Annotated in this window: 26 protein-coding genes; 11 read left to right on the forward strand and 15 right to left on the reverse strand. The window is 59.5% G+C overall.

The features are described from left to right. Positions 1-7: 7 nt before the first annotated feature. The 3 genes from ACYZTZ_RS28380 to ACYZTZ_RS28390 form a co-directional block, all read right to left on the reverse strand. Positions 8-649 (reverse strand): thiol:disulfide interchange protein DsbA/DsbL, encoded by a 642-nt coding sequence (locus tag ACYZTZ_RS28380; RefSeq protein WP_008156010.1) that lies wholly within the window; start codon positions 647-649, stop codon positions 8-10. A gap of 200 nt (positions 650-849) precedes the next feature. Next, positions 850-1,461 (reverse strand): c-type cytochrome, encoded by a 612-nt coding sequence (locus ACYZTZ_RS28385; RefSeq protein ID WP_462000343.1) that lies wholly within the window; start codon positions 1,459-1,461, stop codon positions 850-852. Between the two features lie 46 nt (positions 1,462-1,507). Then, on the reverse strand, positions 1,508-1,798 hold the full coding sequence (locus tag ACYZTZ_RS28390; RefSeq protein WP_462000344.1) for a c-type cytochrome: 291 nt from the start codon (positions 1,796-1,798) through the stop codon (positions 1,508-1,510). Between the two features lie 191 nt (positions 1,799-1,989). On the opposite strand from ACYZTZ_RS28390, the gene yihA reads away from it, so the two are divergent. Next, positions 1,990-2,631: a ribosome biogenesis GTP-binding protein YihA/YsxC gene (gene yihA, locus ACYZTZ_RS28395; protein WP_046044882.1), complete on the forward strand. Its 642-nt coding sequence runs from the start codon at positions 1,990-1,992 to the stop codon at positions 2,629-2,631. A gap of 300 nt (positions 2,632-2,931) precedes the next feature. Here the strand turns inward: yihA and polA are convergent, their stop codons facing one another. Next, positions 2,932-5,703 carry a DNA polymerase I gene (gene polA, locus ACYZTZ_RS28400; RefSeq protein ID WP_462000345.1) on the reverse strand — a complete coding sequence of 924 codons (2,772 nt, stop codon included), beginning with the start codon at positions 5,701-5,703 and terminating at the stop codon, positions 2,932-2,934. 74 nt (positions 5,704-5,777) lie between these two features. On the opposite strand from polA, the gene ACYZTZ_RS28405 reads away from it, so the two are divergent. Beyond that, complete coding sequence (locus ACYZTZ_RS28405) at positions 5,778-6,068, forward strand: DUF2782 domain-containing protein (RefSeq protein WP_056738439.1); 291 nt, start codon at positions 5,778-5,780, stop codon at positions 6,066-6,068. 58 nt (positions 6,069-6,126) lie between these two features. Continuing rightward, positions 6,127-7,077, forward strand: a complete 951-nt coding sequence (locus ACYZTZ_RS28410) for a homoserine kinase (RefSeq protein WP_462000346.1) — start codon at positions 6,127-6,129, stop codon at positions 7,075-7,077. 118 nt (positions 7,078-7,195) lie between these two features. Here the strand turns inward: ACYZTZ_RS28410 and ACYZTZ_RS28415 are convergent, their stop codons facing one another. Beyond that, positions 7,196-8,116, reverse strand: coding sequence for a zinc ABC transporter substrate-binding protein (locus tag ACYZTZ_RS28415; protein ID WP_462000347.1), 921 nt, complete (start codon positions 8,114-8,116; stop codon positions 7,196-7,198). A 66-nt stretch (positions 8,117-8,182) separates the two neighbouring features. Between ACYZTZ_RS28415 and zur the strand changes: the two genes are divergently transcribed. The 4 genes from zur to ACYZTZ_RS28435 are packed head-to-tail and all read left to right on the forward strand — an operon-like array spanning position 8,183 to position 10,985. Next, entirely contained in the window at positions 8,183-8,665 is a 483-nt protein-coding gene (gene zur, locus ACYZTZ_RS28420) for a zinc uptake transcriptional repressor Zur (protein ID WP_008155995.1), read from the forward strand. Beyond that, a complete protein-coding gene (gene znuC, locus ACYZTZ_RS28425) occupies positions 8,665-9,450 on the forward strand; it encodes a zinc ABC transporter ATP-binding protein ZnuC (protein ID WP_462000348.1) in 786 nt (261 codons plus the stop codon). The genes zur and znuC overlap by 1 nt, the downstream gene beginning before the upstream one ends. Beyond that, positions 9,443-10,231, forward strand: a complete 789-nt coding sequence (znuB, locus tag ACYZTZ_RS28430; RefSeq protein WP_462000349.1) for a zinc ABC transporter permease subunit ZnuB — start codon at positions 9,443-9,445, stop codon at positions 10,229-10,231. The genes znuC and znuB overlap by 8 nt, the downstream gene beginning before the upstream one ends. A 37-nt stretch (positions 10,232-10,268) precedes the next feature. Further along, positions 10,269-10,985, forward strand: coding sequence for a PA5502 family lipoprotein (locus ACYZTZ_RS28435; RefSeq protein WP_056738428.1), 717 nt, complete (start codon positions 10,269-10,271; stop codon positions 10,983-10,985). A gap of 111 nt (positions 10,986-11,096) precedes the next feature. Here ACYZTZ_RS28435 and katE read toward each other — a convergent pair whose 3' ends face one another. Continuing rightward, positions 11,097-13,235 carry a catalase HPII gene (katE, locus tag ACYZTZ_RS28440; protein WP_462000350.1) on the reverse strand — a complete coding sequence of 713 codons (2,139 nt, stop codon included), beginning with the start codon at positions 13,233-13,235 and terminating at the stop codon, positions 11,097-11,099. A 262-nt stretch (positions 13,236-13,497) separates the two neighbouring features. Here katE and ACYZTZ_RS28445 point away from each other — a divergent pair, with 262 nt between their 5' ends. The 3 genes from ACYZTZ_RS28445 (at position 13,498) to ACYZTZ_RS28455 (ending at position 16,031) form a co-directional block, all read left to right on the forward strand. Beyond that, positions 13,498-14,505, forward strand: coding sequence for a methionine ABC transporter ATP-binding protein (locus ACYZTZ_RS28445; RefSeq protein WP_462000351.1), 1,008 nt, complete (start codon positions 13,498-13,500; stop codon positions 14,503-14,505). Continuing rightward, the gene (locus ACYZTZ_RS28450) at positions 14,505-15,179 is read left to right on the forward strand and encodes a methionine ABC transporter permease (RefSeq protein ID WP_046044871.1); all 675 of its coding nucleotides are present in this window, start codon (positions 14,505-14,507) and stop codon (positions 15,177-15,179) included. Before ACYZTZ_RS28445 ends, ACYZTZ_RS28450 begins: the two co-directional genes overlap by 1 nt. A gap of 78 nt (positions 15,180-15,257) precedes the next feature. Then, positions 15,258-16,031 carry a MetQ/NlpA family ABC transporter substrate-binding protein gene (locus ACYZTZ_RS28455; RefSeq protein ID WP_462000352.1) on the forward strand — a complete coding sequence of 258 codons (774 nt, stop codon included), beginning with the start codon at positions 15,258-15,260 and terminating at the stop codon, positions 16,029-16,031. Between the two features lie 177 nt (positions 16,032-16,208). Here ACYZTZ_RS28455 and ACYZTZ_RS28460 read toward each other — a convergent pair whose 3' ends face one another. From ACYZTZ_RS28460 to ACYZTZ_RS28480, 5 genes are read right to left on the reverse strand one after another with little or no spacing between them, the layout of a single operon-like run. Then, positions 16,209-16,844, reverse strand: coding sequence for an SCO family protein (locus ACYZTZ_RS28460; RefSeq protein ID WP_046044869.1), 636 nt, complete (start codon positions 16,842-16,844; stop codon positions 16,209-16,211). Continuing rightward, entirely contained in the window at positions 16,841-17,740 is a 900-nt protein-coding gene (gene cyoE / locus ACYZTZ_RS28465; protein WP_056738417.1) for a heme o synthase, read from the reverse strand. Before cyoE ends, ACYZTZ_RS28460 begins: the two co-directional genes overlap by 4 nt. Further along, entirely contained in the window at positions 17,728-18,807 is a 1,080-nt protein-coding gene (locus ACYZTZ_RS28470) for a COX15/CtaA family protein (RefSeq protein ID WP_462000353.1), read from the reverse strand. Before ACYZTZ_RS28470 ends, cyoE begins: the two co-directional genes overlap by 13 nt. 10 nt (positions 18,808-18,817) lie before the next feature. Then, on the reverse strand, positions 18,818-19,411 hold the full coding sequence (locus ACYZTZ_RS28475) for a hypothetical protein (RefSeq protein ID WP_095127244.1): 594 nt from the start codon (positions 19,409-19,411) through the stop codon (positions 18,818-18,820). Then, positions 19,377-20,117 carry an SURF1 family protein gene (locus tag ACYZTZ_RS28480; RefSeq protein ID WP_462000354.1) on the reverse strand — a complete coding sequence of 247 codons (741 nt, stop codon included), beginning with the start codon at positions 20,115-20,117 and terminating at the stop codon, positions 19,377-19,379. Before ACYZTZ_RS28480 ends, ACYZTZ_RS28475 begins: the two co-directional genes overlap by 35 nt. A 70-nt stretch (positions 20,118-20,187) precedes the next feature. On the opposite strand from ACYZTZ_RS28480, the gene ACYZTZ_RS28485 reads away from it, so the two are divergent. Further along, complete coding sequence (locus ACYZTZ_RS28485) at positions 20,188-20,391, forward strand: twin transmembrane helix small protein (RefSeq protein ID WP_008064738.1); 204 nt, start codon at positions 20,188-20,190, stop codon at positions 20,389-20,391. A gap of 3 nt (positions 20,392-20,394) precedes the next feature. Here ACYZTZ_RS28485 and ACYZTZ_RS28490 read toward each other — a convergent pair whose 3' ends face one another. The 4 genes from ACYZTZ_RS28490 to coxB all read right to left on the reverse strand — a co-directional run bounded on the left by ACYZTZ_RS28490 (position 20,395) and on the right by coxB (position 24,776). Beyond that, positions 20,395-21,282 (reverse strand): cytochrome c oxidase subunit 3, encoded by an 888-nt coding sequence (locus tag ACYZTZ_RS28490; RefSeq protein WP_046044865.1) that lies wholly within the window; start codon positions 21,280-21,282, stop codon positions 20,395-20,397. Positions 21,283-21,307: 25 nt separating this feature from the next. Beyond that, positions 21,308-21,859, reverse strand: a complete 552-nt coding sequence (locus tag ACYZTZ_RS28495) for a cytochrome c oxidase assembly protein (RefSeq protein ID WP_462000355.1) — start codon at positions 21,857-21,859, stop codon at positions 21,308-21,310. 114 nt (positions 21,860-21,973) lie between these two features. Then, positions 21,974-23,566, reverse strand: coding sequence for a cytochrome c oxidase subunit I (ctaD, locus tag ACYZTZ_RS28500; protein WP_056738410.1), 1,593 nt, complete (start codon positions 23,564-23,566; stop codon positions 21,974-21,976). 82 nt (positions 23,567-23,648) lie between these two features. Next, a complete protein-coding gene (gene coxB, locus ACYZTZ_RS28505) occupies positions 23,649-24,776 on the reverse strand; it encodes a cytochrome c oxidase subunit II (RefSeq protein ID WP_462000356.1) in 1,128 nt (375 codons plus the stop codon). Positions 24,777-25,108: the final 332 nt, after the last annotated feature.

A 25,108-nucleotide genomic window follows, 5' to 3' on the forward strand; every position in this document is an offset into this window, starting at 1 on the left:
GCCGCGCTTAGTTGGCAGCAGCCTTGTTAGCCGCTCGCTCTTTGTCGATCAGTTTGTCGGCCAGTTGCAATGCTTGCTCGGCACCGCCGGCAGAGCCCACGTCGAAGCGATACTTGCCGTTGACGATCATGGTCGGAACGCCGGAGATTTCGTACTTTTTGGCCAGGTCAGTGGCCTTGACGATCTGGCCCTTGATGGCAAAGGAGTCGAAGGTGGCCAGGAACTTGTCCTTGTCTACGCCCTGAGTGGCCAGGAAATCGGCCATTTCATTCTTGTCGACCAGCTTCTTGTGTTCTTTCTGAATCGCGTTGAACACCGCAGCGTGAACCTTGTTTTCGACGCCCATGGCTTCAAGGGTCAGGAACATCTGGCCGTGTGCGTTCCACGGGCCGCCGAACATGGCCGGAATGCGGACGAAGTTCACGTCGGAAGGCAGTTTCTCAACCCATGGATTGATCACGGGCTCGAAAGCGTAGCAATGCGGGCAGCCGTACCAGAACAGCTCCACCACTTCGATCTTGCCAGGCACAGCTACCGGGACGGGATTGGTCAGTTCGACATATGGCGCTGCGGGTGCTTCAGCAGCTTGGGCGGTCATGCCGAACAGGCTGGCAGCGACGAGTGCGGCGCTGATGATCAGATTACGCATGCTTTACTCCTGGACAATTTTGGTCGCCTCGCGCGACCTGTTTTCAGACAGGTCCTGGCGGGCTTGAGTTCTGTAGTGTAACGGCAGCGGCCACAAAAAAGGGCGGCCTAAGCCACCCTTTTTATACTTGCCGCGACGGATTAATAGAGCGTTAACGTTGCAGGAGATGTAAGTCTCGCGCAACGCCCGATTCGTCGGTCTTAGTGCAGACCTTGAATGTAGCTGGACACCGCTGCGATATCTTCGTCGCTCAGCTTTTTGGAGATGCTCTGCATCGGCTTGGTGTCGCCATCGTTGGTGCGGCCGGCTTCTTCCTTGCGGAAGTCGGTCAGTTGCTTGGCTACATACTGAGCGTGCTGGCCGCCCAGGTGCGGGAAGCCGGCAGCTGCGTTACCCGCACCATTTGGCGAGTGGCAACCGGTGCAGGCTGGCAGGCCCTTGGCCAGATCGCCGCCGCGGAACAGTGCTTCACCGCGAGAAACGACTTTCGGGTCGGCGGCGCCAACGCTGCCTTTCTGGCTGGAGAAGTAGGCGGCGATATCGGCCAGGTCCTGATCGCTCAGGTTGGTCAGCAGGCCGGTCATTTCCAGTACCGTGCGTTTGCCGGATTTGATGTCGTGTAGCTGCTTGTTCAGATAACGCTCGCCCTGGCCTGCCAGTTTCGGAAAGTTAGGCGCCATACTGTTGCCATCCGGGCCATGACAGGCGCCACATACTGCGGCTTTCGCCTGACCAGCAGTCGCATCACCTGCAGCATGGGCAATGCCGGAGATCCCCACGGTCAACAGCAGACTCACGATCAATTTGTTCATCAGCTAATCCAACTACGGCTAAGGGTTAAAGAGTTATGGACCGGGATCACTCGCTCATCCACTGGATGATTGCTTGGTAATCCTCGGCACTGCAGTCCATGCACAAACCACGCGGCGGCATCGCCTTGAAACCCTGGGTCACGTGTTGCACCAGCGTCTCCATACCTTTCGCCAACCTCGGCGTCCAAGCTTCCTGATCGCCCTTTTTGGGCGCCATGGGTAGTTGGCCGGAATGACAGGCACCACAAACACGGTTGTACACAGCTTCCGGATCCTGTGTAGCCTGAGCGCTGTAAAGCGGCATCAAGACACCGGCAACTAGCAGCCATTTCGTCATAAAACGACCTTTTCAGGGTTGAGAGCGTTCTGCGTTCTAGTGCGCAATCAAGGTCAATCGCTCTCGTGAACTTCATCCTACGCTGGGACAAAGCGCACACAAAATCTGCGGCATTATATACTGGCGTCACTGAAACGGAAACGACACTGCTCGCCGCGTCCATTCCCGGCGCCGCCCACATCGGAAATCCCATGCAACTCAAGAACCCCATCCTCGGCCTGTGCCAACAGTCCACCTTCATGCTCAGCGCTGCCAAAGTCGATCAATGTCCCGACGACGAAGGCTTTGAAGTGGCCTTCGCCGGGCGTTCCAACGCCGGCAAGTCCAGTGCGCTGAACACCTTGACGCACGCCAGCCTTGCGCGGACCTCGAAAACTCCGGGTCGCACGCAGCTCTTGAACTTCTTCAAGCTAGACGATGATCGTCGTCTGGTCGACCTGCCGGGTTACGGTTACGCGAAAGTGCCTATCCCGTTGAAGCTGCACTGGCAGCGTCACCTGGAAGCCTATCTGGGTGGTCGGGAGAGTTTGAAGGGTCTGATTTTGATGATGGACATCCGTCATCCAATGACCGATTTCGACCTGCTGATGCTCGACTGGGCTGTCGCCAGTGGCATGCCGATGCACATTTTGCTGACCAAAGCCGACAAGCTGACCTACGGCGCGGCGAAAAACGTCCTGCTCAAGGTTCAGGCAGATATCCGCAAGGGTTGGGGAGATGCGATCAGCATCCAGCTGTTCTCGGCGCCAAAACGCATGGGCCTGGAAGACGCCTACACTGTACTGGCGGGCTGGATGGAACTGGCGGACAAGGGCGCCGAGCTCGCGGAGTAAGCCATTTGCAAAAACCGCGGGCAAAAAAAACCCCGGACTTCTTATGGGGAGGGGGAAGTTCCGGGGTTCAAGTTCCGGACCGCTAGGGCGGGGTCCAGATATCTGCCAACACTTAACACAACATTAGGAGCATCGAAGGGCTTCACCACCCATTCAGTAACTCTGAGTGGCGATTCAGGCGATTAGTTCAGAATTTTTTAAAAAGCCTTTGGAATAGGCCATCGAATTTTCCGAACTAAGCACCCTTCGGTCCTTCTGCCGCGGCACTATGCCGCAGCGGAAAATACCTTTTCAGACGGCTCAGTGAGCCTCATCCCAGTTATTTCCTACCCCAACCTCTACCAACAGCGGCACATCAAGCTTCGCTGCGTCGCTCATGTGCACGCGAATTTCATCACGGACCTGGTCGACCAAATCTTCACGCACTTCCAGAACCAATTCATCGTGCACCTGCAGGATGACTTTGGCGTCGAGGCCTGATGCTGTCAGCCAGCTATCCACGGCAATCATGGCTTTCTTGATGATGTCCGCCGCGGTGCCTTGCATCGGGGCGTTGATCGCCGTGCGTTCGGCACCTTTGCGCAGTGCCGGGTTTTTCGCGTTGATTTCCGGCAGGTACAGGCGACGACCGAAGATGGTTTCGACGAAACCTTGTTCGGCAGCCTGGGCGCGGGTGCGCTCCATGTACTCGAGCACGCCTGGGTAGCGGGCGAAGTATCGGTCGATGTAGGCCTGGGATTGCTTGCGATCAACACCAATCTGCTTGGCCAGGCCAAACGCGCTCATGCCGTAGATCAAACCGAAGTTGATCGCCTTGGCACTGCGCCGTTGGTCGGTGGTGACCTCTGCCAGTTCAACCCCGAAGACTTCCGCTGCGGTGGCTTTGTGCACGTCCAGATCGTTGCGGAACGCGTGCAGCAAACCTTCGTCCTTGGCCAGGTGAGCCATGATTCGCAATTCGATTTGCGAGTAGTCCGCTGCCAGTAGCTTGTAGCCTTTTGGCGCGACGAACGCCTGACGAATCCGACGCCCTTCGGCGGTGCGGATCGGAATGTTCTGCAGGTTCGGGTCGCTGGACGACAAACGCCCGGTTGCCGCTACGGCTTGGTGGTAAGAGGTATGAATTCGCCCGGTGCGCGGGTTGATCTGCTCTGGCAGGCGATCGGTGTAGGTGCTTTTCAGCTTGCTCATCGAGCGGTACTGCATGAGCACCTTGGGCAGCGGGAAATCCTGTTCGGCCAGTTCCGCCAGCACGGCTTCGGCGGTGGACGCCTGGCCCTTGGCGGTTTTGCTGAGGATTGGCAGGCCGAGCTTTTCGTACAGGATCACGCCCAATTGCTTCGGTGAGCCGAGGTTGAATTCTTCCCCGGCGATGGCAAATGCCTCGCGCTCGAGGGCGACCATTTTCTCGCCCAGCTCAACGCTCTGAATACCCAGCAGGTTGGCATCGACCAGCGCGCCTTGGCGTTCGATCCGTGCCAGAACCGGCACCAACGGCATTTCGATTTCGCTCAGGACCTTGCTCAGGCTCGGGATGGCGTTGAGTTTTTCCAGCAGGGTTTGATGCAGGCGCAGCGTCACGTCGGCGTCTTCGGCGGCGTAAGGCCCGGCCAGTTCGAGGGAGATCTGGTCAAATGTCAGCTGTTTGGCGCCTTTGCCGGCGATGTCCTGAAAACTGGTGGTGGTGTGATTCAGGTACTTGAGCGCCAGGCTGTCCATGTCGTGACGGGTCGCGGTGGAGTCCAGCACGTAGGATTCGAGCATCGTGTCGAAAGCGACGCCTTGTACGGTGATGCCGCAGCTCTGATCGCCACCGATGGCGCAGTTGGCCAGGATGTTCATGTCGAACTTGGCGTGCTGGCCAACCTTGAGTTTGCTCGGGTCTTCCAAAATCGGCTTCAGCGCGCGCAGCACGGTGTCGCGATCGAGCTGATCCGGAACGCCCATGTAGGAATGGGTCAGCGGGATGTAGGCCGCTTCGTTGGCTTGTACAGCGAAAGACAGGCCCACCAGTTGCGCCTGTTGCGCATCGATGCCAGTGGTTTCGGTATCGAAGGCAATCAGCTTGGCGTCGTTGAGCTTTTTCAGCCACAGGTCGAAATCAGCCTGGGTGAGGATGGTGGTGTACTTGAGTTCGGTATCGACGGCCGCTTCTTCAGCCACCGGAGCGACGACTTCCTGACCGGAACGCTTGGCGTCGCGCTGGTTATCTTCGAACCAGCTCTTGAACTCCAGCAGGGTATAGAGCTCGGCGAGTTTGTCGTGATCCGGCTTGCCCATTTGCAGGTCGTCGAGGCCAATATCCAGCGGCACGTCGATCTTGATGGTTGCCAATTGATAGGAGAGAAACGCCATCTCCTTGTGCTCTTCGAGCTTGGCAGGCAGGGTTTTGGCCCCGCGAATCGGCAGGGTCGGGACGATGTCGAGCTGCGCATAGAGCTCGGTCAGGCCGCCGTTCACACCGACCAACAGGCCGGAAGCGGTCTTCGGGCCAATACCCGGAACGCCCGGAATGTTGTCGGAAGAATCGCCCATGAGTGCCAGGTAATCGATGATCTGCTCGGGAGCGACGCCGAATTTCTCCTTCACGCCCTCCACGTCCAGCGCGCTACCGGTCATGGTATTGACCAAGGTAATGTGGCCGTCGACCAGCTGCGCCATGTCCTTGTCGCCGGTGGAGATCACCACCGGGCGGTCGGCTGCCGCGCTGCTGCGGGCCAGGGTGCCGATCACGTCATCGGCTTCAACGCCTTCGACGCACAGGAGCGGGAAGCCCAGGGCGATCACGCTCTGGTGCAGCGGCTCGATCTGAACACGCATGTCGTCGGGCATGCTTGGGCGGTTGGCCTTGTATTCGGCGTACATGTCATCGCGAAATGTCCCACCCTTGGCGTCGAACACCACGGCGAACGGACTTTCCGGATACTGCTTGCGCAGACTCTTGAGCATGTTCAATACGCCCTTGACCGCACCGGTCGGCAGACCTTTGGAGGTGGTCAGCGGTGGGAGGGCGTGAAAGGCGCGGTACAGGTAAGAAGAACCGTCCACCAGGACGAGGGGGGCTTGGCTCATGAGCAGGATCAACCTTTTCGGCGGGTCCGGCGCTAGAATAGCGGGACCGTTGACGACAAAGGGACAAGGTTATCATGCGCACACTAAATCGCCTGTTGCTGGCTGGGTTGTTTGCATCCGTTCCGTTGGCCGTCATGGCGGCGAACGATGCGCCGACACCGGAGCCGGAAGTCACTATCCGCACGGAAGGGGATAAAACCATCCAGGAGTACCGTCAAAACGGTTTCCTGTATGCAATCAAGGTCACACCGAAGGGCGCACCGCCGTATTTTCTGGTGCGTGCGGACGGGACAGATGCAAACTTCATCCGCTCGGATCAGCCGGATATGCTGATTCCGTCGTGGAAGATCTTTGAGTGGAAGTAGTTTCTTAATTTCAATCGGCGCTGGCTCAAGCAGCGGCGCCCGTACTGGCAGTTCAAACATGTCTGTGTTCACCCCGCTGGCTCGGCCCGAGCTGGAAACCTTTCTCGCCCCTTACGGGCTCGGCCGCCTGCTTGATTTCCAGGGGATTGCCGCTGGTAGCGAAAACACTAATTTCTTCATCAGCCTGGAGCAGGGCGAATTTGTCCTGACCCTGGTTGAGCGTGGTCCGGTTCAGGAAATGCCGTTCTTCATAGAGCTGCTCGACGTGCTGCATGACGCCGACCTGCCAGTGCCTTATGCCTTGCGCACCACCGACGGCGTCGCCTTGCGCGAACTGGCCGGCAAACCTGCGCTGTTGCAGCCACGTCTGGCCGGCAAGCACATCAAGGAAGCCAATGCGCAGCATTGCGCTCAGGTGGGCGAGTTGCTCGGCCATCTGCATCTGGCGACCCAGGCCAACATGATCAAACGCAAGACCGATCGCGGCCTGGACTGGATGCTGGAAGAGGGCACGCAGTTGCTGTCGCACCTCAATCCCGAGCAAAGCGATCTGTTGCAACGGGCGCTGGACGAAATCACACAGCAGAAGACGAAAATTCTGGCGCTGCCGCGAGCCAATATCCACGCCGACCTGTTCCGCGATAACGCGATGTTCGAAGGCACCCACCTGACCGGGTTGATCGACTTCTACAACGCGTGTTCGGGGCCGATGCTCTACGACGTGGCGATCGCCTTGAACGACTGGTGTTCGGACGAGAGTGGATTGATCGACGGGCCGCGGGCGAGGGCGTTGCTCGGCGCTTATGCAGCGCTGCGACCGTTCACGGCGGCCGAGGCGGAGTTGTGGCCGACCATGCTGCGGGTGGCGTGTGTGCGGTTCTGGTTGTCTCGGCTGATTGCAGCTGAGTCGTTTGCCGGGCAGGACGTGTTGATTCACGATCCGATGGAGTTTCAGCAGCGTTTGGCGCAGCGGCAGCACGTCAGCACGCCGCTGCCGTTCGCCCTATAAAAGCTTCGCGAGCAAGCCCGCTCCCACATTTGATCTTCAGCGAATACAGAGTGTGTGTTCGGCCGAAATCCAGTGTGGGAGCGGGCTTGCTCGCGAATGGGGCACCGCAATTTTCGAATTACAACGACTCCAGACACCCAGCCAAATCATTCCCCAACTTCTCCAATACCTGCTCATACCCCTGAGCGGTCGCCGGCGTGTACCCGCCCAACGCGTCCAGTTCCGCCAGCTTCACCGGCAGCCCCGCCACCAGGGTTTCCGCCAGGCGCGGACGCAGCGGCGGTTCGCTGAACACGCAGGTTTTGCCGACTTCCTGCAAACGAGTGCGCATCGCCGCGACGTGCTGGGCGCCGGGCTGGACTTCGGCGGCGACGCTGAATACGCCGGTGTGCTTGAGGCCGTAGGCGTCTTCAAAGTAGTCGAAGGCCTCGTGGAATACGAAGTAAGGTTTGCCCGCGATGCCGGCCAGGCGAGCCTTCAAGCGAAGATCCATTGCATCCAGACGCTCATCGAACGCCTTGAGGTTGCTCTGATAACGCGCGGTATTGGCCGGATCGGCTGCACTCAAGTCAGCAGCCATTTTTGTGGCGATAACACGGGCGTTGACCGGCGAAAGCCACAAGTGCGCGTCCAGACTGCCTGGACGGTGATCGTGATCGTGTTCGTCGGCTTCTTCCGCATGGGAGTGGCTATCTTCGGCGAAACGTCGCAGTTTCAGCCCCGGCAAATCCTGCACGGCGACGCTGGGCAGCGTACGACCGTTCAGCACGCGTGGCAGGAAACCTTCCATGCTCGGACCGATCCAGTAAACCAGATCCACCGATTGCACTTTCCGTACGTCGGATGGGCGCAAGGCATAGTTATGAGGCGAGGCACCAGGCGGCAGCAAGACTTCCGGTATCGCCACACCGTCCTGCACCGCCGCGGCGATCAGCTGTAGAGGCTTGATACTGGTGAGAACTTTGACTTCGGCGTGAGCTGAACCCATCAGCAGAAAACTGGCGGCAAATGCGACAAAGATAGAAAAAAGTCGGGACACGATGACCACTCGAAGAGGCGAGAACGGGTAACATAATAACGTCTCTCACAAAACTCGTCGCCGCTCATGCCTAAAACACCGATTGCCAGCCGTCCCCACGACCACTCTCATTGCGTTCATAGCGCATTGTCTGAGGCCGATGCTCTGTGCGCACGTCAAGGCCTGCGCCTGACCGCCTTGCGCCGGCGGGTGCTGGAACTGGTCTGGCAAAGCCACAAGCCGTTGGGTGCCTACGACATTCTCGCGGTACTCAGCGAGCAGGACGGCCGCCGTGCGGCGCCGCCGACTGTGTACCGTGCGCTGGATTTCCTGCTGGAAAACGGCCTCGTACACCGCATCTCCTCGTTGAACGCCTTCGTTGGTTGCAATCACCCGGAACATGCCCACCAGGGCCAGTTCCTGATTTGCCGCGAATGCCACGCCGCCATCGAGCTCGAACAGAAATCCATCAGTGACGCGATCATCAGTAGCGCCAAGGATGTCGGATTTGTCGTCGAGGGCCAGACCGTTGAAGTGGTCGGCCTCTGCTCAGGTTGCCAGGGGGTTTGATGAGCAACGCGCTGATCCGCCTCGAGCAGGTTGCTGTCACCTTTGCCGGGCAAAACGTGCTGGATAACATCGAGCTGAGTGTCGAGCCGGGGCAGATCGTCACCCTGATCGGCCCTAACGGCGCCGGCAAGACCACGCTGGTGCGCGCTGTACTCGGTCTGTTGAAACCGGACAGCGGCAGCGTGTGGCGCAAGCCGAAACTGCGGGTCGGTTACATGCCGCAAAAACTTCACGTCGATCCGACGCTGCCGCTGTCAGTGCTGCGCTTCTTGCGCCTGGTGCCGGGCGTGGACCGCGCCATGGCCTTGGCGGCACTCAAGGAAGTCGGCGCCGAACAGGTGATCGACAGCCCGGTGCAAACTGTTTCCGGTGGCGAAATGCAGCGGGTGCTGCTGGCCCGGGCATTGCTGCGTGAGCCGGAACTGCTGGTGCTCGACGAACCGGTGCAAGGCGTCGATGTGGCCGGTCAGGCCGAGCTCTACAGCCTGATCACACGATTGCGCGACCGCCACGGCTGCGGCGTGTTGATGGTGTCCCACGATTTGCACCTGGTGATGAGCACCACCGACCAGGTGGTCTGCCTCAACCGTCACGTCTGCTGCTCCGGGCACCCTGAACAAGTCAGCGGTGATCCGGCTTTCGTCGAGCTGTTCGGAAAGAACGCACAAAGCCTGGCGATTTATCACCACCATCACGACCACGCCCATGACTTGCATGGCTCGGTGGTCAGCGCCGCCTCGTCGGCCCCTACCCACGTTCACGGAGATAGCTGCAAGCATGGCTGATTTTCTGCTCTACGCCCTGCTTGCAGGTCTGGCCCTGGCGTTGGTCGCGGGCCCGTTGGGTTCGTTCGTGGTCTGGCGGCGCATGGCCTATTTCGGCGACACCCTTTCGCATGCCGCGTTGCTCGGCGTGGCGCTGGGTTTTCTGCTGGATGTCAGCCCGACCGTTGCGGTCACCGTAGGCTGCCTGCTGTTGGCGGTGTTGCTGGTGACCTTGCAACAGCGTCAACCGCTGGCGTCCGACACGCTTTTGGGAATTCTCGCACCGAGCACGCTCTCTTTGGGTTTGGTCGTACTAAGCTTCATGCACGAAGTGCGGATCGACCTGATGGCTTATCTGTTCGGCGACTTGCTGGCGATCAGCCCGACCGATCTGGCCTGGATACTCGGCGGCAGCGCGGCCGTTCTGGCCTTGCTAGTGACGTTGTGGCGGCCATTGCTGGCAATCACGGTGCACGAAGAATTGGCCAAGGTTGAAGGTCTGCCGGTGGCGGCGTTGCGCTTGACCCTGATGTTGCTGATCGCTGTGGTGATCGCGGTGGCGATGAAAATCGTCGGTGTGTTGTTGATTACGTCCTTGCTGATCATCCCGGCGGCTGCGGCACAACGTCACGCCCGGTCACCGGAGCAGATGGCACTGGGCGCGAGCCTGCTGGGTATGCTCGCGGTCTGTGGCGGGCTGGCGCTGTCGTGGTTCAAGGACACCCCGGCGGGCCCATCGATTGTTGTGACGGCCGCCGCACTGTTTCTGCTGAGTTTTGTCCTGCCCCGTCGAGGGGTGTAGACTTGCTCGTTTTTTGCGCAAATAGAGAGTCGCAGGAATGAAGCCGTTCGCCTCCCGTTATCTGCTCCTTGTCGTATTTTCGCTGCTACTGGGCGCTTGTCAAAGCACGCCACCGGCGGCCACCGAGGCTACCGGTGCACGGGCCACGGCCATCGCACAGCTGGAACAAAGCCTCGCCAGCAGCGAGCTGGCGACTGCCGAAGATCAATTGGCTGCCTTGCAGGCCGAGTCGCCCAACGATCAATCCCTTGAGCAATACCAGCGGCAACTGGCCGAAGCCTATCTGCGCCGCAGTCAGATCGTGCTGCAAAAGGGCGATGTGAATGCGGCTGCCACGGCGCTGAGCCGCGCCCGGTCGTTGATGCCCAAGGCTCCGGCGCTGACTGGCGGGGTCAACAATGCCATCGTTGATGCCCGCAAAGCTGAACTGGATAGAGCCGAAGCTGCGCTCATGGCTGCCGAAGCCAAGCCACAGGCCAAGGTCATTGATCCGACGGCTGAAAGCACCACGGTTGCATTGAATCTGACTGATATGACCAAGCTTCGTCGTCAACTGGATGCGATCGCCGCCGATGTGGTGAATTACCAGTGCGACGTGAGCATTCAGGCGCCACGCACCCAGGACTTCCCTTGGTTGACCACGTTGCTGACCAAACGCGTGAAGAAACTCGATGCGGATTTTGATCTGAATCTGGAGAAGCAGATTTTGCGCAACGTTCCTGCGCAGATGGTCTTGAGTCCGCGTAAACCTTAAAAGCTTCGCGAGCAGGCTCGCTCCCACATTAGACCGCGTTCTTTTGAACAACCCGGCCAACTGTGGGAGCGAGCCTGCTCGCGAAGGCGTCCTTGCCATCGATACAAATCCTTAAGCCGGAATCGCCTTGGCTTTCGGCTCCCTGCCCCACACCCGATGCTGCCCGATCGCGGCAAAAAACGGTTTGATCAACTTCGCATCTGCCCCCACGATCAACCCCGCATCAGCCTCCAGCTTCAACACATCCAGCAACTGTTTGGCCTCGCCTTGCAGCGCAATCGCCTTCAAATGCTTGTACGCCTCCAACAGGTAATGCAGCGCCACGCCGTCGGTGCTCAACGCCTTGATCGACGCCGCGCCGCCGGGCACAAACACCGCATCGAACGCCACCGAAGGCAAGCCCTCCATCGACGCATCGACCGGCAGCGTCTTGCCATCGGCGGTGGTCACAGGGGCAGACGTCGGGCCGAGCAGTTTGGCGTGCGCACCTTCGGCCTTCAGCGCTTTCTTCATGGCATCAATCGCTGCACCATCGACGCCATTGGCTGCCAGGATTGCCACTTTGCGGGTTTTTATATCTGCCGGCAGCAAGTTGGCCTGACTCAGGGCTGGCGAGCGATCCGGTGAGGTTTTGCGTACTTCGACCGTCCCGGCTTTGGGCGCTGGCAACCCCAGGTTCTGCGCCACGCGCTTGGCCAGATCCAGATCGATGTTGGCCAGAATCTCATTCACCTGGCGCGCGCGGATGAACGCCCGCTCAACTTTGCCCAGCTCGAAGCTGTAAGCCGAGATGATGTGCTCCTGCTCGTGCTTGCTCATGCTGTGGAAAAACAGCCGCGCCTGGGAGAAGTGGTCGCTGAAGGATTCGCTGCGCTGACGGATCTTGTTGGCGTCGATGCGCTCTGGGTAACTTTCAAAGCCACCATCCTGGGCTGCCGGCGGTGTTTCTTTCGGCCAGCCGCTATCGATGGAGTTCGGCTCGTAGGACGCGCGACCCTTGTCGATGGTGGAGCGGTGCAACGCATCCCGTTGACCATTGTGGAACGGTGCCACCGGGCGGTTGATCGGGATCTCGTGAAAGTTCGGCCCGCCAAGTCGGCTGATCTGCGTATCGGTGTAGGAAAACAGCCGACCTTGCAGCAATGGATCGTTGGAAAAGTCGATCCCCGGCACGATATGCCCAGGGCAGAAGGCAACCTGTTCGGTTTCGGCGAAGAAGTTGTCGGGGTTACGGTTGAGGGTCATTTTGCCCAGTGGGGTGATCGGCACCAGTTCTTCCGGAATCAGCTTGGTCGGGTCGAGGATGTCGAAGTCGAATTTATGCTCGTTTTCCTCTTCGATGACCTGTACGCCAAGTTCCCACTCCGGATAGTCGCCCATCTCGATCGACTCCCAGAGATCGCGACGGTGGTAGTCCGTGTCTTTACCGGCGAGTTTTTGCGCTTCATCCCACACCAGCGAACAGGTCCCGGCCGTGGGGCGCCAGTGGAATTTGACGAAGCGCGATTTACCTTCGGCGTTGATCAGGCGGAAGGTGTGCACACCGAAGCCTTGCATGCTGCGCAGGCTTTTTGGGATCGCCCTGTCGGACATGGTCCAGATCACCATGTGCGCCGACTCCGGAACCAGCGAGACAAAATCCCAAAAGGTATCGTGAGCTGAGCCGCCGGTGGGTATTTCATTGTGCGGCTCGGGTTTCACCGCGTGTACGAAGTCAGGAAACTTGATCGCATCCTGAATGAAAAACACCGGCATGTTATTGCCCACCAGGTCGAAGTTGCCTTCATCGGTGAAAAACTTCACCGCGAAACCTCGTACGTCCCGCACGGTATCGCCCGACCCGCGAGGGCCCTGCACCGTGGAGAAACGGACAAAAACCGGAGTTTTCTTCGCCGGATCTTGTAGGAACCCGGCCTTGGTCAACACGGAATGGGTTTCATAGCACTGGAAATAGCCGTGAGCACCGGTGCCGCGGGCGTGGACGATGCGCTCGGGAATGCGCTCATGGTCAAAGTGCGTGATCTTTTCACGCATGATGAAATCTTCCAGCAACGATGGCCCGCGGGCGCCGGCCTTCAACGTGTTCTGGTTGTCCGAGACTTTCACGCCCTGATTGGTACGCAGGGCCTGTTCAGTGGCGTCGGAGCGAAATGGCTCCAGGCTGTCGAGTTTGGCATTGGTGTTCCCGCGGTCCGGGGTATCGGTCCCGGCGAGTGCGCTTTTGGTTGCGGCAGGCTTTTTAGTACTCATCAGACAAAACTCCTCGTTGCGATTCCCGCCGTAGCCAGGACTCTTGAGCAATAGCCCAGGCACGGACCGGGGCGTTTTCGAGTTGCCTAATTAGTGACTGATGACGTTTTGTGCCGTTCCTTTTTTCTAACCTTTGATCGCGTTATTGCCAAATGGAAGGTTGAATGCGGAATAAATGCTAATAACCTCTATACGGACAGGCTAAAATGCGCGCCCGGCTAACCGCTGATCCTTTTCCAACGCGCCCCACAAGGTTCGCTACGTGATCGAGTTTCAAAACGTCCACAAAACCTACCGCGTCGCCGGTAAGGATATTCCCGCCCTGCATCCGACCAGTCTGACGATTGAGAACGGTCAGGTCTTCGGTCTGATCGGCCATTCCGGTGCGGGAAAAAGTACCCTGCTGCGTCTGATCAATCGCCTGGAAGAGTCCAGTGGCGGCAAGATATTCGTCGACGGCGAAGAAGTCACCGCGCTCGACGCCAACAGCCTGCGACGCTTCCGTCAGCAAGTCGGGATGATTTTCCAGCACTTCAACTTGCTGGCGTCCAAGACCGTGGCCGACAACGTCGCGCTGCCACTGACCCTGGCCGGTGAACTGTCCCGCAGTGAGATTGACCAGCGTGTGGCCGAGCTGCTGGCACGGGTCGGCCTGTCCGACCACGCCAAAAAGTACCCGGCGCAGTTGTCCGGTGGCCAGAAGCAGCGCGTCGGCATTGCCCGCGCCCTGGCAACCAAGCCGAAAATCCTGCTGTGCGACGAAGCCACCAGCGCACTGGACCCGCAGACCACCGCGTCGGTCCTGCAATTGCTGGCTGAGATCAATCGCGAGCTGAAGCTGACCATCGTGTTGATCACCCACGAGATGGACGTGATCCGCCGGGTCTGCGACCAGGTCGCGGTGATGGACGCTGGCGTGATCGTCGAGCAAGGTTCGGTGGCCGAGGTGTTCCTGCATCCGAAGCACCCGACCACCAAGCGCTTCGTGCAAGAAGACGAGCAGATCGACGAAAGCGAACAGCGCGATGACTTCGCTCACGTGCCGGGCCGTATCGTGCGTCTGACCTTCCAGGGCGAAGCGACCTACGCACCGCTACTGGGCACCGTCGCTCGTGAAACGGGTGTGGACTACAGCATCCTGGCCGGTCGTATCGACCGCATCAAAGACGTGCCCTACGGGCAGTTGACCCTGGCCGTCACCGGTGGCGACATGGAAGCGGCGTTCGCCCACTTCACCGCAGCTGACGTCCACATGGAGGTGCTGCGCTGATGGAAGTCCTGGCAAGTTTCTTCGTCAATATCGACTGGTTCGAAATCTGGCTGGCCACCGGCGATACCTTTCTGATGCTCTTCGGTTCGCTGTTGTTCACCGTTTTGCTCGGCCTGCCCCTGGGCGTGCTGTTGTTCCTCTGCAGCCCGCGTCAGTTGCTGGAAGCCAAAGGCGTCTACGCGATGCTGTCGCTGATGGTGAACATCCTGCGTTCGCTGCCGTTCATTATTCTGCTGATTGTGATGATTCCGTTCACGGTGTTGATCACCGGTACGTCCCTCGGTGTCGCCGGTGCGATTCCACCGCTGGTGGTGGGCGCTACGCCATTCTTCGCGCGGCTAGTGGAAACCGCCCTGCGTGAAGTGGATCGCGGCATCATCGAGGCGACCCAGGCCATGGGCGCGACGACGCGGCAGATCATCACCAATGCCTTGCTGCCGGAAGCCCGCCCGGGCATCTTCGCCGCGATTACGGTGACAGCCATTACACTGGTGTCCTACACGGCGATGGCGGGTGTGGTGGGCGCGGGTGGTTTGGGCGACCTGGCGATCCGTTTCGGTTACCAGCGTTTCCAGCCCGATGTGATGGTTGTGACGGTGCTGTTGCTGTTGGTGCTGGTCCAGGTGCTGCAAACCGTTGGCGACAAGTTGGTTGTGCACTTCTCCAGGAAATAAAGAGTCCCGTAAATGACAATTGAGCCGGCCATTCGCTGGCAGGCGTCGAAGACCGGCGCCGCACAAGGAGTTAGCTGAATGAAAAAACTACTCGTAGCGCTCGCAGCCGTTGCAGCGTTCTCTGCTCAGGCCAATGAAACCCTGACCGTCGCGGCCACCCCGGTTCCGCACGCAGAAATCCTCGAATTCGTGAAACCGGCCCTGGCCAAAGAAGGCGTGGACCTGAAGGTCAAAGTCTTCACCGACTACATCCAGCCGAACGTGCAGGTGGCCGAAAAACGTCTGGACGCCAACTTCTTCCAGCACCAGCCGTACCTCGATGAATTCAACAAGGCCAAGGGCACCAACCTGGTGGCCGTTGCCGGTGTGCACCTGGAACCGCTGGGCGCTTACTCCAGCAAGTACAAAGCGCTGAGCGAGTTGCCCGGCGGCGCCAACGTAGTGATCCCGAACGACGCCACCAACGGCGGCCGTGCGCTGTTGCTGCTGGCGAAGGCTGGCCTGATCAAGTTGAAGGATTCGAACAACATCCTCGCGACTGTGAAGGACATCACCGAGAACACTAAGGACCTGAAATTCCGTGAACTGGAAGCCGCGACCATCCCGCGCGTGCTGACCCAGGTCGACCTGGCGCTGATCAACACCAACTACGCGCTGGAAGCCAAGCTTGACCCGTCCAAGGACGCGCTGGTCATCGAAGGCAGCGACTCGCCTTACGTGAACATCCTCGTTGCCCGTCCAGACGACAAGGACAGCGAAGCGATGAAGAAGCTGATTGCTGCCCTGCACAGCCCGGAAGTGAAAGCCTTCATCCTCGAGAAGTACAAAGGCGCGGTCGTGCCGGCGTTCTGATTCGAAGCTGTAACGAAAAATGGGGCGCATTGAATACGCCCCATTTTTTTGCCTGGAATACGGACCCTGTGGGAGCGGGCTTGCTCGCGAAGGGGCCAGTACATTCAACATCCATGTTGACTGGAACACCGCTTTCGCGAGCAAGCCCGCTCCCACATTTGTTCTATGTCAGCCCAACTATTTGCGGTTAAGCATCACCGGCAACTGCGCCACCAATTTCACGTTGTTCAACGGCGCCCGAATGAACCCACGCTGCGTCCCGTCCGGCCCGATCACCGCCAGGTTGCCGCTGTGGTCGACGGTGTAGTTCGGCTTGCTGGTGTCCGCCGGAATGAACGGAATACTCACCGCGTTGGCCAGTTTCTGAATGTCTTCAACCGACGAAGCCGTCAGCCCTTGGAATTGCGGATCGAAATAGCCCAGGTACTGCTTGAGCTGCTGGGGCGTGTCGCGATTCGGGTCGACGCTGACCAGAATGATCTGCAACTTATCCACCGCTTCCGGCGGCAGTTCGCTCTTGATCTGACGCAACTGGGCGAGGGTGGTCGGGCAAATGTCGGGGCAGAAGGTGTAGCCGAAGAACAGCAGCGACCATTTGTCTTTCAGCTCATTGACCGCCACCGGTTTGCCGTTCTGGTCGGTCATCGTCACGTTCGGCAGGTTGCGGCTTTGCGGTAGCAGAATGATCCCGGCATCGATCAGCGCCGTCGGGTCGCCCTGGCCTTTTCCAGACAGCACTTTGTTGATGGTCAGGCCCAGGACCAGCGCGATCAGGGCAACGAGGATGAAGACGGTTTTCTGGGTTCGAGTCATAGGTTCAACAGTAAGTAGTGGTCTACGAGCAGCGCGATAAACAGCAGGAACAAGTAGTAAATAGAGTACTTGAACGTGTTGATCGCCGCGTGCGGCCGAGTGCCACGGTACAGCACGATGGCCCATTGCAGAAACCTCGCGCCCAGTCCCAGCGCGCAAATCAGGTAGAGCACGCCGCTCATGTGGATCACGTACGGCATCAGGCTCACGGCTAGCAGCGCAAAGGTATAAAGCAGGATGTGGACCTTGGTGTAGTGCTCGCCATGGGTCACCGGCAGCATCGGAATGTCGGCCTTGGCGTATTCCTCTTTACGGTGAATGGCCAGCGCCCAGAAGTGCGGCGGGGTCCAGGCGAAGATGATCAGCACCAACAGCAAGGGTTCGGCGCTGACGTGGCCGGTGGCGGCGGTCCAGCCGAGCAGTGGCGGGGCGGCGCCAGCCAGTCCGCCGATGACGATGTTTTGCGGCGTCGCGCGTTTCAGGAAACCGGTGTAGACCACCGCATAGCCGAGTAGCGAGGCCAGGGTCAGCCACGCCGTCAGTGGATTGGTGAAGGCCAGCAGTACGGCTTGCCCAAGCACCGCCAATACCAAGGCAAACGTCAGCGCGGCCGCCGGTGACACCCGGCCTTCGGCCAGGGGACGTTTGTGCGTGCGGGCCATGACCGCATCGATGCGTCGGTCCACCACATGATTGACGGCTGCCGCACCACCGGCACACAAGGCGATCCCCAGATTGCCGAACACCAGCACCGTCCACGGCACCCCGGCGCGGGTCGCGAGGAACATGCCGACCAGCGAGGTGATGAGCATCAGCACCACCACTTTCGGCTTGGTCAGTTCCAGGTAGTCACGCCAGATCGCCTGACTGTGACGTGCGCCGATCAGAGTCGCCATGGCATCTCTCCTTTTATTGTTATGGGCCCGGCTGAGTGTTTACGCGGGCGGAACCGCCAGCGTGCAGGGGGTTGCTGCTTGACCCGAACCAGACTGGTTCGCGCGTGATAATTGACCAGCACCATCGTCAGCAACAGTGCCGCGCCGCCCGCGTTGTGCGCGACGGCCACTGGCAGCGGCAGGTGAAACAGCACATTGCTGATGCCGAGGGTGATTTGTGCGGCGAGTGCGATCAGCACCAACCCGGCCAGCCGCGTCATGCCGACCACCTTCAGCTGCCAGGCCAGCCCCAGCAAAACCAGGGTCACCAGCAAAGCGCCGATGCGGTGAGTCAGATGAATCGCGGTGCGGGCATCGCTGTCCAGTTGCCCGCCGAGGTAATTGGGGCCGATGTGTTGGGTCAGGTGAAAACCGTTGGCGAAGTCCGCCGGCGGCAACCACTGCCCATGACAGGTCGGGAAGTCGATACAGGCTACCGCCGCGTAGTTGGAACTGACCCATCCACCCAAGGCAATTTGCAGGATCACCAGCAGCAACCCGGCGGTCGCCCAGTACTGCAATCGCCGTGGCACGGTCAGCGCTGGTAGTACGCCGGACAGGCGCAAGGTCAGTAAAAACAACAGACTCAACGTCGCAAAGCCGCCGAGCAAATGCCCGGTGACCACTTGCGGCCAGAGCTTGAGCGTCACCGTCCACATGCCGAACGCTGCCTGGGCGAACACCACGGCGAGCAGGAACAACGGCAACTTCACCGGCTGCCCCGGATGACGACGATGAACCCAGGCGCGGCCGGCCAATACAGAGATCAACAGCCCCAGCGTGCCGGCGAAGTAGCGGTGAACCATCTCGTTCCAGCCCTTATGGGCTTCGACGGGAGCGTCGGGAAAATGCAGTTCGGCATGGGCCAGTTGAACTTCGCTTTTCGGCACGCTGATAAAGCCATAGCACCCCGGCCAGTCCGGGCAACCGAGGCCGGCGTGGGTCAGGCGGGTGTAGGCGCCGAGCAACACCACAATCAGTGCCAGCAAGGTGGCAAACAGCGCGAGGCGAAATCCAGGTTTGGCCATGACGATGCCCTTATCCGATGTTCGACAGTTTCAGCAAATGGCGCAGGTCGTTGAGCAGATCCTTACCCTTCACCGTCGGGTCGTAGCGCAGCACCAGATTGCCGTGAGGGTCGATGATCCACAGCTGTGGCACTGACTGGTCGCCGGCGGTCTTATGGAAGTCGGTCAAATTCAGTGGATAACGCTGTAATTGAGGATACTCGCGCGTCAGCTTGGCGTCGTATTCACTGCTCAGCGGTTGTGCCGCAGCCAAGGCATGACTGGCGCGCCCGGCATCACGGCCGAGGCCGATCTGGATCTGCCGCGCCAGGTACACCAGTTGCTGGCAGTCCACCGAGCAATCCTTGGGCGCGGTCACCAGTATCTGCCAACGATCCTCCTGCGCCTGCACGCCGAGGTCGGCGCGGGTCTGGCCGTTGCCGATCAGTTCGCCGTGGTAGCTGCGACCTTCCGGCACCCAGAACTGCAATTTGTACATGCCGGTGGCGAGGATCATCGGACCGATCACCCCAAGCAGGATCAGCAGCAACTGCAAGCGACCCTTGCGCCGACTCGCCGGCGTTTTCGCCTCAGACATGCTGGGTGGATTCATGGCCGCTCCCATGGTGTTTCTCCTTTGCGTTGTGCCAGCCGAGATAGAGATAGAGGCCGAACAGGGCGATCGACATGGCGAACCACTGCACGGCATAAGCCAGGTGTTTTTCCGGTCCCATGGCGACTACCGGCCAATCAGCCTGGTAAGTCGCGGGGCCGCTTTCTGCGCGTAATTCGTAGGCGAAACCTTCACGATCCAGCGCCTTCCACAGCTTCGCCGGTTCAACGGCTGTTACCAGCTGCGGCCAGGTCGTGGTGCTTGGGTCAGCGTGCAACTGGAAAGTGGCGCCGGGGGAGACGTAGACCCAGGCCACGAGGCTCAAGGCCTGAGTCGGTGTGGTGAATTGCGGTGGGGTGCGCCGATCCGGCCACGGCAGCCAGCCGCGATTGACCAGCAGCCAGAGCCCGGTCGCCTGATCCTGAAACGGTTGCAGCAGTTCGACGCCAACCTTGCCGTCGCGCTGACGGTTATCCAGCAACAAGCTGTGTGCGGCATCGAACTGGCCGTGCAGGTGAACGCGGCGAAAGGCTGGATCTGCGGTGGGTTGCAGCTCGGTGCTGGCCATCGGTTCAGCTGCGCGGCGCTCGGTGTAGGTTTGCAGCAGCGCACTTTTCTCTGCGCCCCGGCTCAATTGCCAGAACCCGAGTGACACCAGCATGGGCAACAACGCCGCGACCACCAGGGTCGGCACGATGCCTGGCCGAAAACGCTTCATGGCGTCGCCAGAAAGTCGGTAGTCGCGATAGCTATACTCAAGTGCATCGCCTTTCCCCCGGAGTCTCACCATGCTCAAAGCAGCCATCGTCCTGATGCTGATTGCCACGGTTGTCAGCCTGTTCAGCGGCCTGTTTTTTTTGGTCAAGGACGACAGCAGCTCGAACCGCCTCGTCATTGCCTTGAGTGTTCGTGTTGCGCTGGCCGCCATTACCGTCGGCTTGATCGCCTGGGGTTTTTTCAGCGGCCAGCTGGTGTCGCACGCACCTTGGTAAGCCTCAGAGCACGTAGACGAAAACGAAAAGCCCGATCCACACCACGTCCACGAAGTGCCAGTACCAGCTCGCCGCTTCAAACGCGAACTGATGATCGGCGTCGAAGTGCCCGCGCATGATCCGCATCAACATTACAAACAAGATGATGGTGCCGATGGTCACGTGGGCACCGTGGAAGCCGGTGAGCATGAAGAAGGTCGCGCCGTAGATGCCCGAACCGAGCGTCAGGCCCAGTTCGTGGTAGGCATGCATGTATTCTTCGGCCTGAAAACCAAGGAACGCGCAGCCCAGTAACACGGTGAGCGCCAGCCAGATTTTCAGCGCGCCGCGATGGCCCTTTTTCAAGGCGTGGTGGGCGATGGTCACGGTGACGCTGGAACTCACCAGCAGAACGGTATTGAGCAGTGGCAGGCCCCAGGGGCTGATGACTTCCTTGGGTGGCGGAAAGAGTTTCGGGTCAGGGGTATGCAGCAATGGCCAGGCGAACTGGAAGTTCGGCCAAAGCATATGAGCGATGCCTTTGACCCCTTCACCCCCAAGCGCCGGGCCGGAAATGTTTCTCACATAAAACAGCGCGCCGAAGAACGCGATGAAGAACATCACCTCCGAGAAGATGAACCAGCTCATGCCCCAGCGGAACGAGCGATCCATCTGGGCGCTGTACAACCCCTGGCGGCTTTCCTTGATCACCGTACCGAACCAGCCGAACAGCATGTAGGCCACCATCAGACCACCGACGAAAAAGATCAGCGGGCCGTGGGACTCCGGCCGCGCCGCCTTCAGGTCGTTGAACCAGGTGGCCAGGCCGAACACGGTGGTGAACATGCCGGCGGTGGCAATGATCGGCCATTTGCTCTGGGCCGGTACGTAATAGTGTTCATGAGTTGCCATTTATTGTTCTCCTTATCGGGCACGCTCAGCCGCCAGTATTTACAGCCACCGGTGGATGTCGGGCGGTGATATCGAACAGCGTGTAAGACAGCGTCAGGTGCTTCACATCCTTGGGCATGTCACGGTCAACGATGAAACGTACCGGCATCTCGATCCGTTGACCGGGCTGCAGCACTTGCTGGGTAAAGCAGAAACATTCGGTCTTGTGGAAGTACGCTGCCGCGGCGCTGGGCGCGATGCTCGGAACCGCCTGGGCGCTCATCGGGCGATCGGTCGGGTTATGGGCGATGAAAATCATCTCGTTCACCGCTCCTGGATTCGCCACCAGTTCATCGCCCTTGGGATAGAAATCCCAGGACATGTCGGCGGCATTGGTCGACAGAAACTGCACGCGAACCTTCCGCGAGGTGTCGACCGTCTGTTCGCCCTCATACTGCCCGCCGGTCTTGCCGTTGATGCCGAACGCCTTGCACATCACGTCGTAGATCGGCACCAGGGCAAACCCGAAGACAAACATCGCCACCACCACCAGCAGCAGGCGCGTGACCAGTTTCTTCAAAGAAATTGAGTCAGCCACGATATAAGCCCTCCACAAAAACCCATGTGGGAGCGGGCTTGCTCGCGAAGCAGGCGCCGCGGTTCAACAGGAACACCGCGTTATCGTTCTTCGCGAGCAAGCCCGCTCCCACAGTCATTTCACTTCCGGCGGCGTGGTGAAGGTGTGATACGGAGCCGGTGACGGGACGCTCCATTCTAGACCTTCAGCCCCATCCCACGGTTTGGCCGGTGCTGGCGGGCCGCCACGGATGGTCTTGATCACGATGAACAGGAAGAAGATCTGCGTGGCGCCGAACATGAACGCGCCGATCGACGACACCATGTTGAAGTCGGCGAATTGCAGGTTGTAGTCCGGAATCCGCCGCGGCATGCCCGCCAGCCCCACGAAGTGCATCGGGAAGAACGCCATGTTCATGCCGATGAACGAGAGCCAGAAGTGCAGCTTGCCGAGGGTTTCGTCGTACATGTGGCCGGTCCATTTCGGCATCCAGTAGTAGGCCGAGGCGAAGATCCCGAAGATCGCCCCCGGCACCAGTACGTAATGGAAGTGCGCGACCACAAAGTAGGTGTCCTGGTACTGGAAGTCCGCCGGGGCGATGGCCAGCATCAGCCCGGAGAAACCGCCGATGGAAAACAGGATCACGAACGCCACCGCAAACAGCATCGGTGTCTCGAAGGTCAGCGAGCCTTGCCACATGGTGCTGGCCCAGTTGAACACCTTGACCCCGGTGGGTACGGCAATCAGCAGCGTGGCGTACATGAAGAACAACTCGCCCACCAACGGAATGCCGACCACGAACATGTGGTGCGCCCAGACGATGAACGACAGGAACGCGATACTCGCCGTCGCATAGACCATCGAGGTGTAGCCAAACAGCGGCTTGCGCGAGAAGGCCGGAATGATCGAGCTGACGGCACCGAAGGCCGGCAGGATCATGATGTACACCTCGGGGTGACCGAAGAACCAGAACACGTGCTGGAACAACACCGGGTCACCGCCACCGGCGGCACTGAAGAAGCTGGTGCCGAAGTGGATGTCCATCAGCATCATCGTCACGCAGCCGGCCAGTACCGGCATCACCGCGATCAACAGGAACGCGGTAATCAGCCAGGTCCAGACGAACAGCGGCATTTTCATCAACGTCATGCCGGGGGCGCGCAGGTTGAGGATGGTGGCGATCACGTTGATCGCGCCCATGATCGAACTGATCCCCATCAAGTGGATGGCGAAGATGAAGAAGGTCACGCTTTCCGGTGCGTAGGTCGTCGACAGCGGGGCGTAGAACGTCCAGCCGAAGTTCGGGCCACCGCCGGGGGTGAACAGGGTCGATATCAACAGGATGAACGCCGCCGGCAATAGCCAGAAGCTGAAGTTGTTCATCCGTGGCAGGGCCATGTCCGGCGCGCCGATCATCAACGGGATCATCCAGTTGGCGAGGCCGACGAAGGCCGGCATCACCGCACCGAAGACCATCACCAGGCCGTGCATGGTGGTCATCTGGTTGAAGAACGCCGGTTCGACGATTTGCAGTCCCGGTTGGAACAACTCGGCACGAATCACCATCGCGAACGAGCCGCCGAGCAAAAACATGGAGAACGCGAACCACAGGTACAGCGTGCCGATATCCTTGTGGTTGGTGGTCAGCACCCAGCGCATCAGGCCTTTGGCGGGGCCGTGGGCATGGGCGGTGCCGGTGTGAACATGGTCATCGACGACAGCAGTCATGTCCTGTCTCCTGCAAACAGATGGGCTGGGCAGGCCGGGGCGCGATGCCCCGACTGGTTCCTTACGTGCGCAATAGACCGGGTCATTTGCTTTCCGCCTGTTTCAGCTCCAGCACTTCTTTAGGGGTGACCATGTCGCCCTTGTTGTTGCCCCAGGCGTTACGTTCGTAGGTCACGACCGCTGCGATATCGACTTCCGAGAGCTGCTTGCCGAACGCCGCCATGGCGGTGCCGGGCTTGCCGTGGAAGACAAGGCTCAGGTGTCCTTCTTTCGGTCCGGTGGCGATTTTCGAGCCCTTGAGTGCCGGGAACATCGGCGGCAGGCCCTGACCTTCGGCCTGGTGACAGGCGACGCAGGTGGTGTGGTAGATCTTGTCGCCGCGCTCTTTAAGCTCGTCGAGGGTCCATTCCTTGCTGGTCAGCTCTTTGAGTTGCATGGCTTCAGCCTTGCGCTCGCCCAGCCATTTTTCGTAATCGGCCTTTTCCTTGACCTCGACCACGATCGGCATGAAGCCGTGGTCCTTGCCGCACAATTCGGCGCATTGACCGCGGTAGATGCCGGGCTTGTCGACGCGGGTCCAGGCTTCGTTGACGAACCCCGGAATCGCATCGCGCTTGACCGCAAAGGCCGGCACCCACCAGGAATGGATGACGTCGGCGGAAGTCACCAGGAAGCGCACCTTGGCGCCGATCGGCAGCACCAAAGGCTTATCGACCTCAAGCAAGTAGTGCTCGCTCTTGGCTTCCTTGTTGTGGATCTGATCGGCGGGCGTGGTCAGGTTGCTGAAGAACTCAACGTCCTGGCCCAGGTATTTGTAGTGCCACTTCCACTGATAGCCGGTGACCTGGATATCGATATCCGGCTCACTGGCGTCGTACATCTTGATCAGGGTTGCGGTCGCGGGAACCGCCATGGCCACCAGGATCAGGAAGGGCACGATGGTCCAGAGGATTTCAACGGTGGTGCTTTCATGAAATTTTGCGGCCACCTGCCCGGTCGAGCGGCGGTGGAGAATCATCGACCAGAACATGGCGCCGAAGACGATGATGCCGATCACTACACAGATCCAGAAAATGGTCATGTGCAGGTCAAATACTGCGTGACTGATTTCAGTCGCTCCCGGCGCCATATTCACAGTCCAGGCCGCTTGTGCCTGACTGAAAATCGACCACAACAGGAGGCCCATCCAGACGTGTGGATGTCGCATCATTGCGGGTTCCCCTTATCGTTCTTGTTATCCCGCCGGCTTTCACCTGCGGCAAGGGAGCGGCTTTTTCAGACTACGAACTTGAATCGCCGAGCCTTGCTGCGTGTGCAGTCGGGCGTCATCAGCTAACTCCATTCCCACCCGAGTATAGACAGCGACTGCCACCTCGCAATGTGAGGGCGTAAATCATCTGAAACAGGTGGGACTTGCGTTCTAGGTCACGAATGGAGAAGGATGCAGACGAGTGGTGGCAAACCGATATAACTTTGATGTCTCAAGGATGAAATAATTATGACAAATGCGTCTTAGCATTTTTCGTATGCCAGCTAAGTTAT

The organism is Pseudomonas sp. LB3P58 (assembly GCF_054897895.1).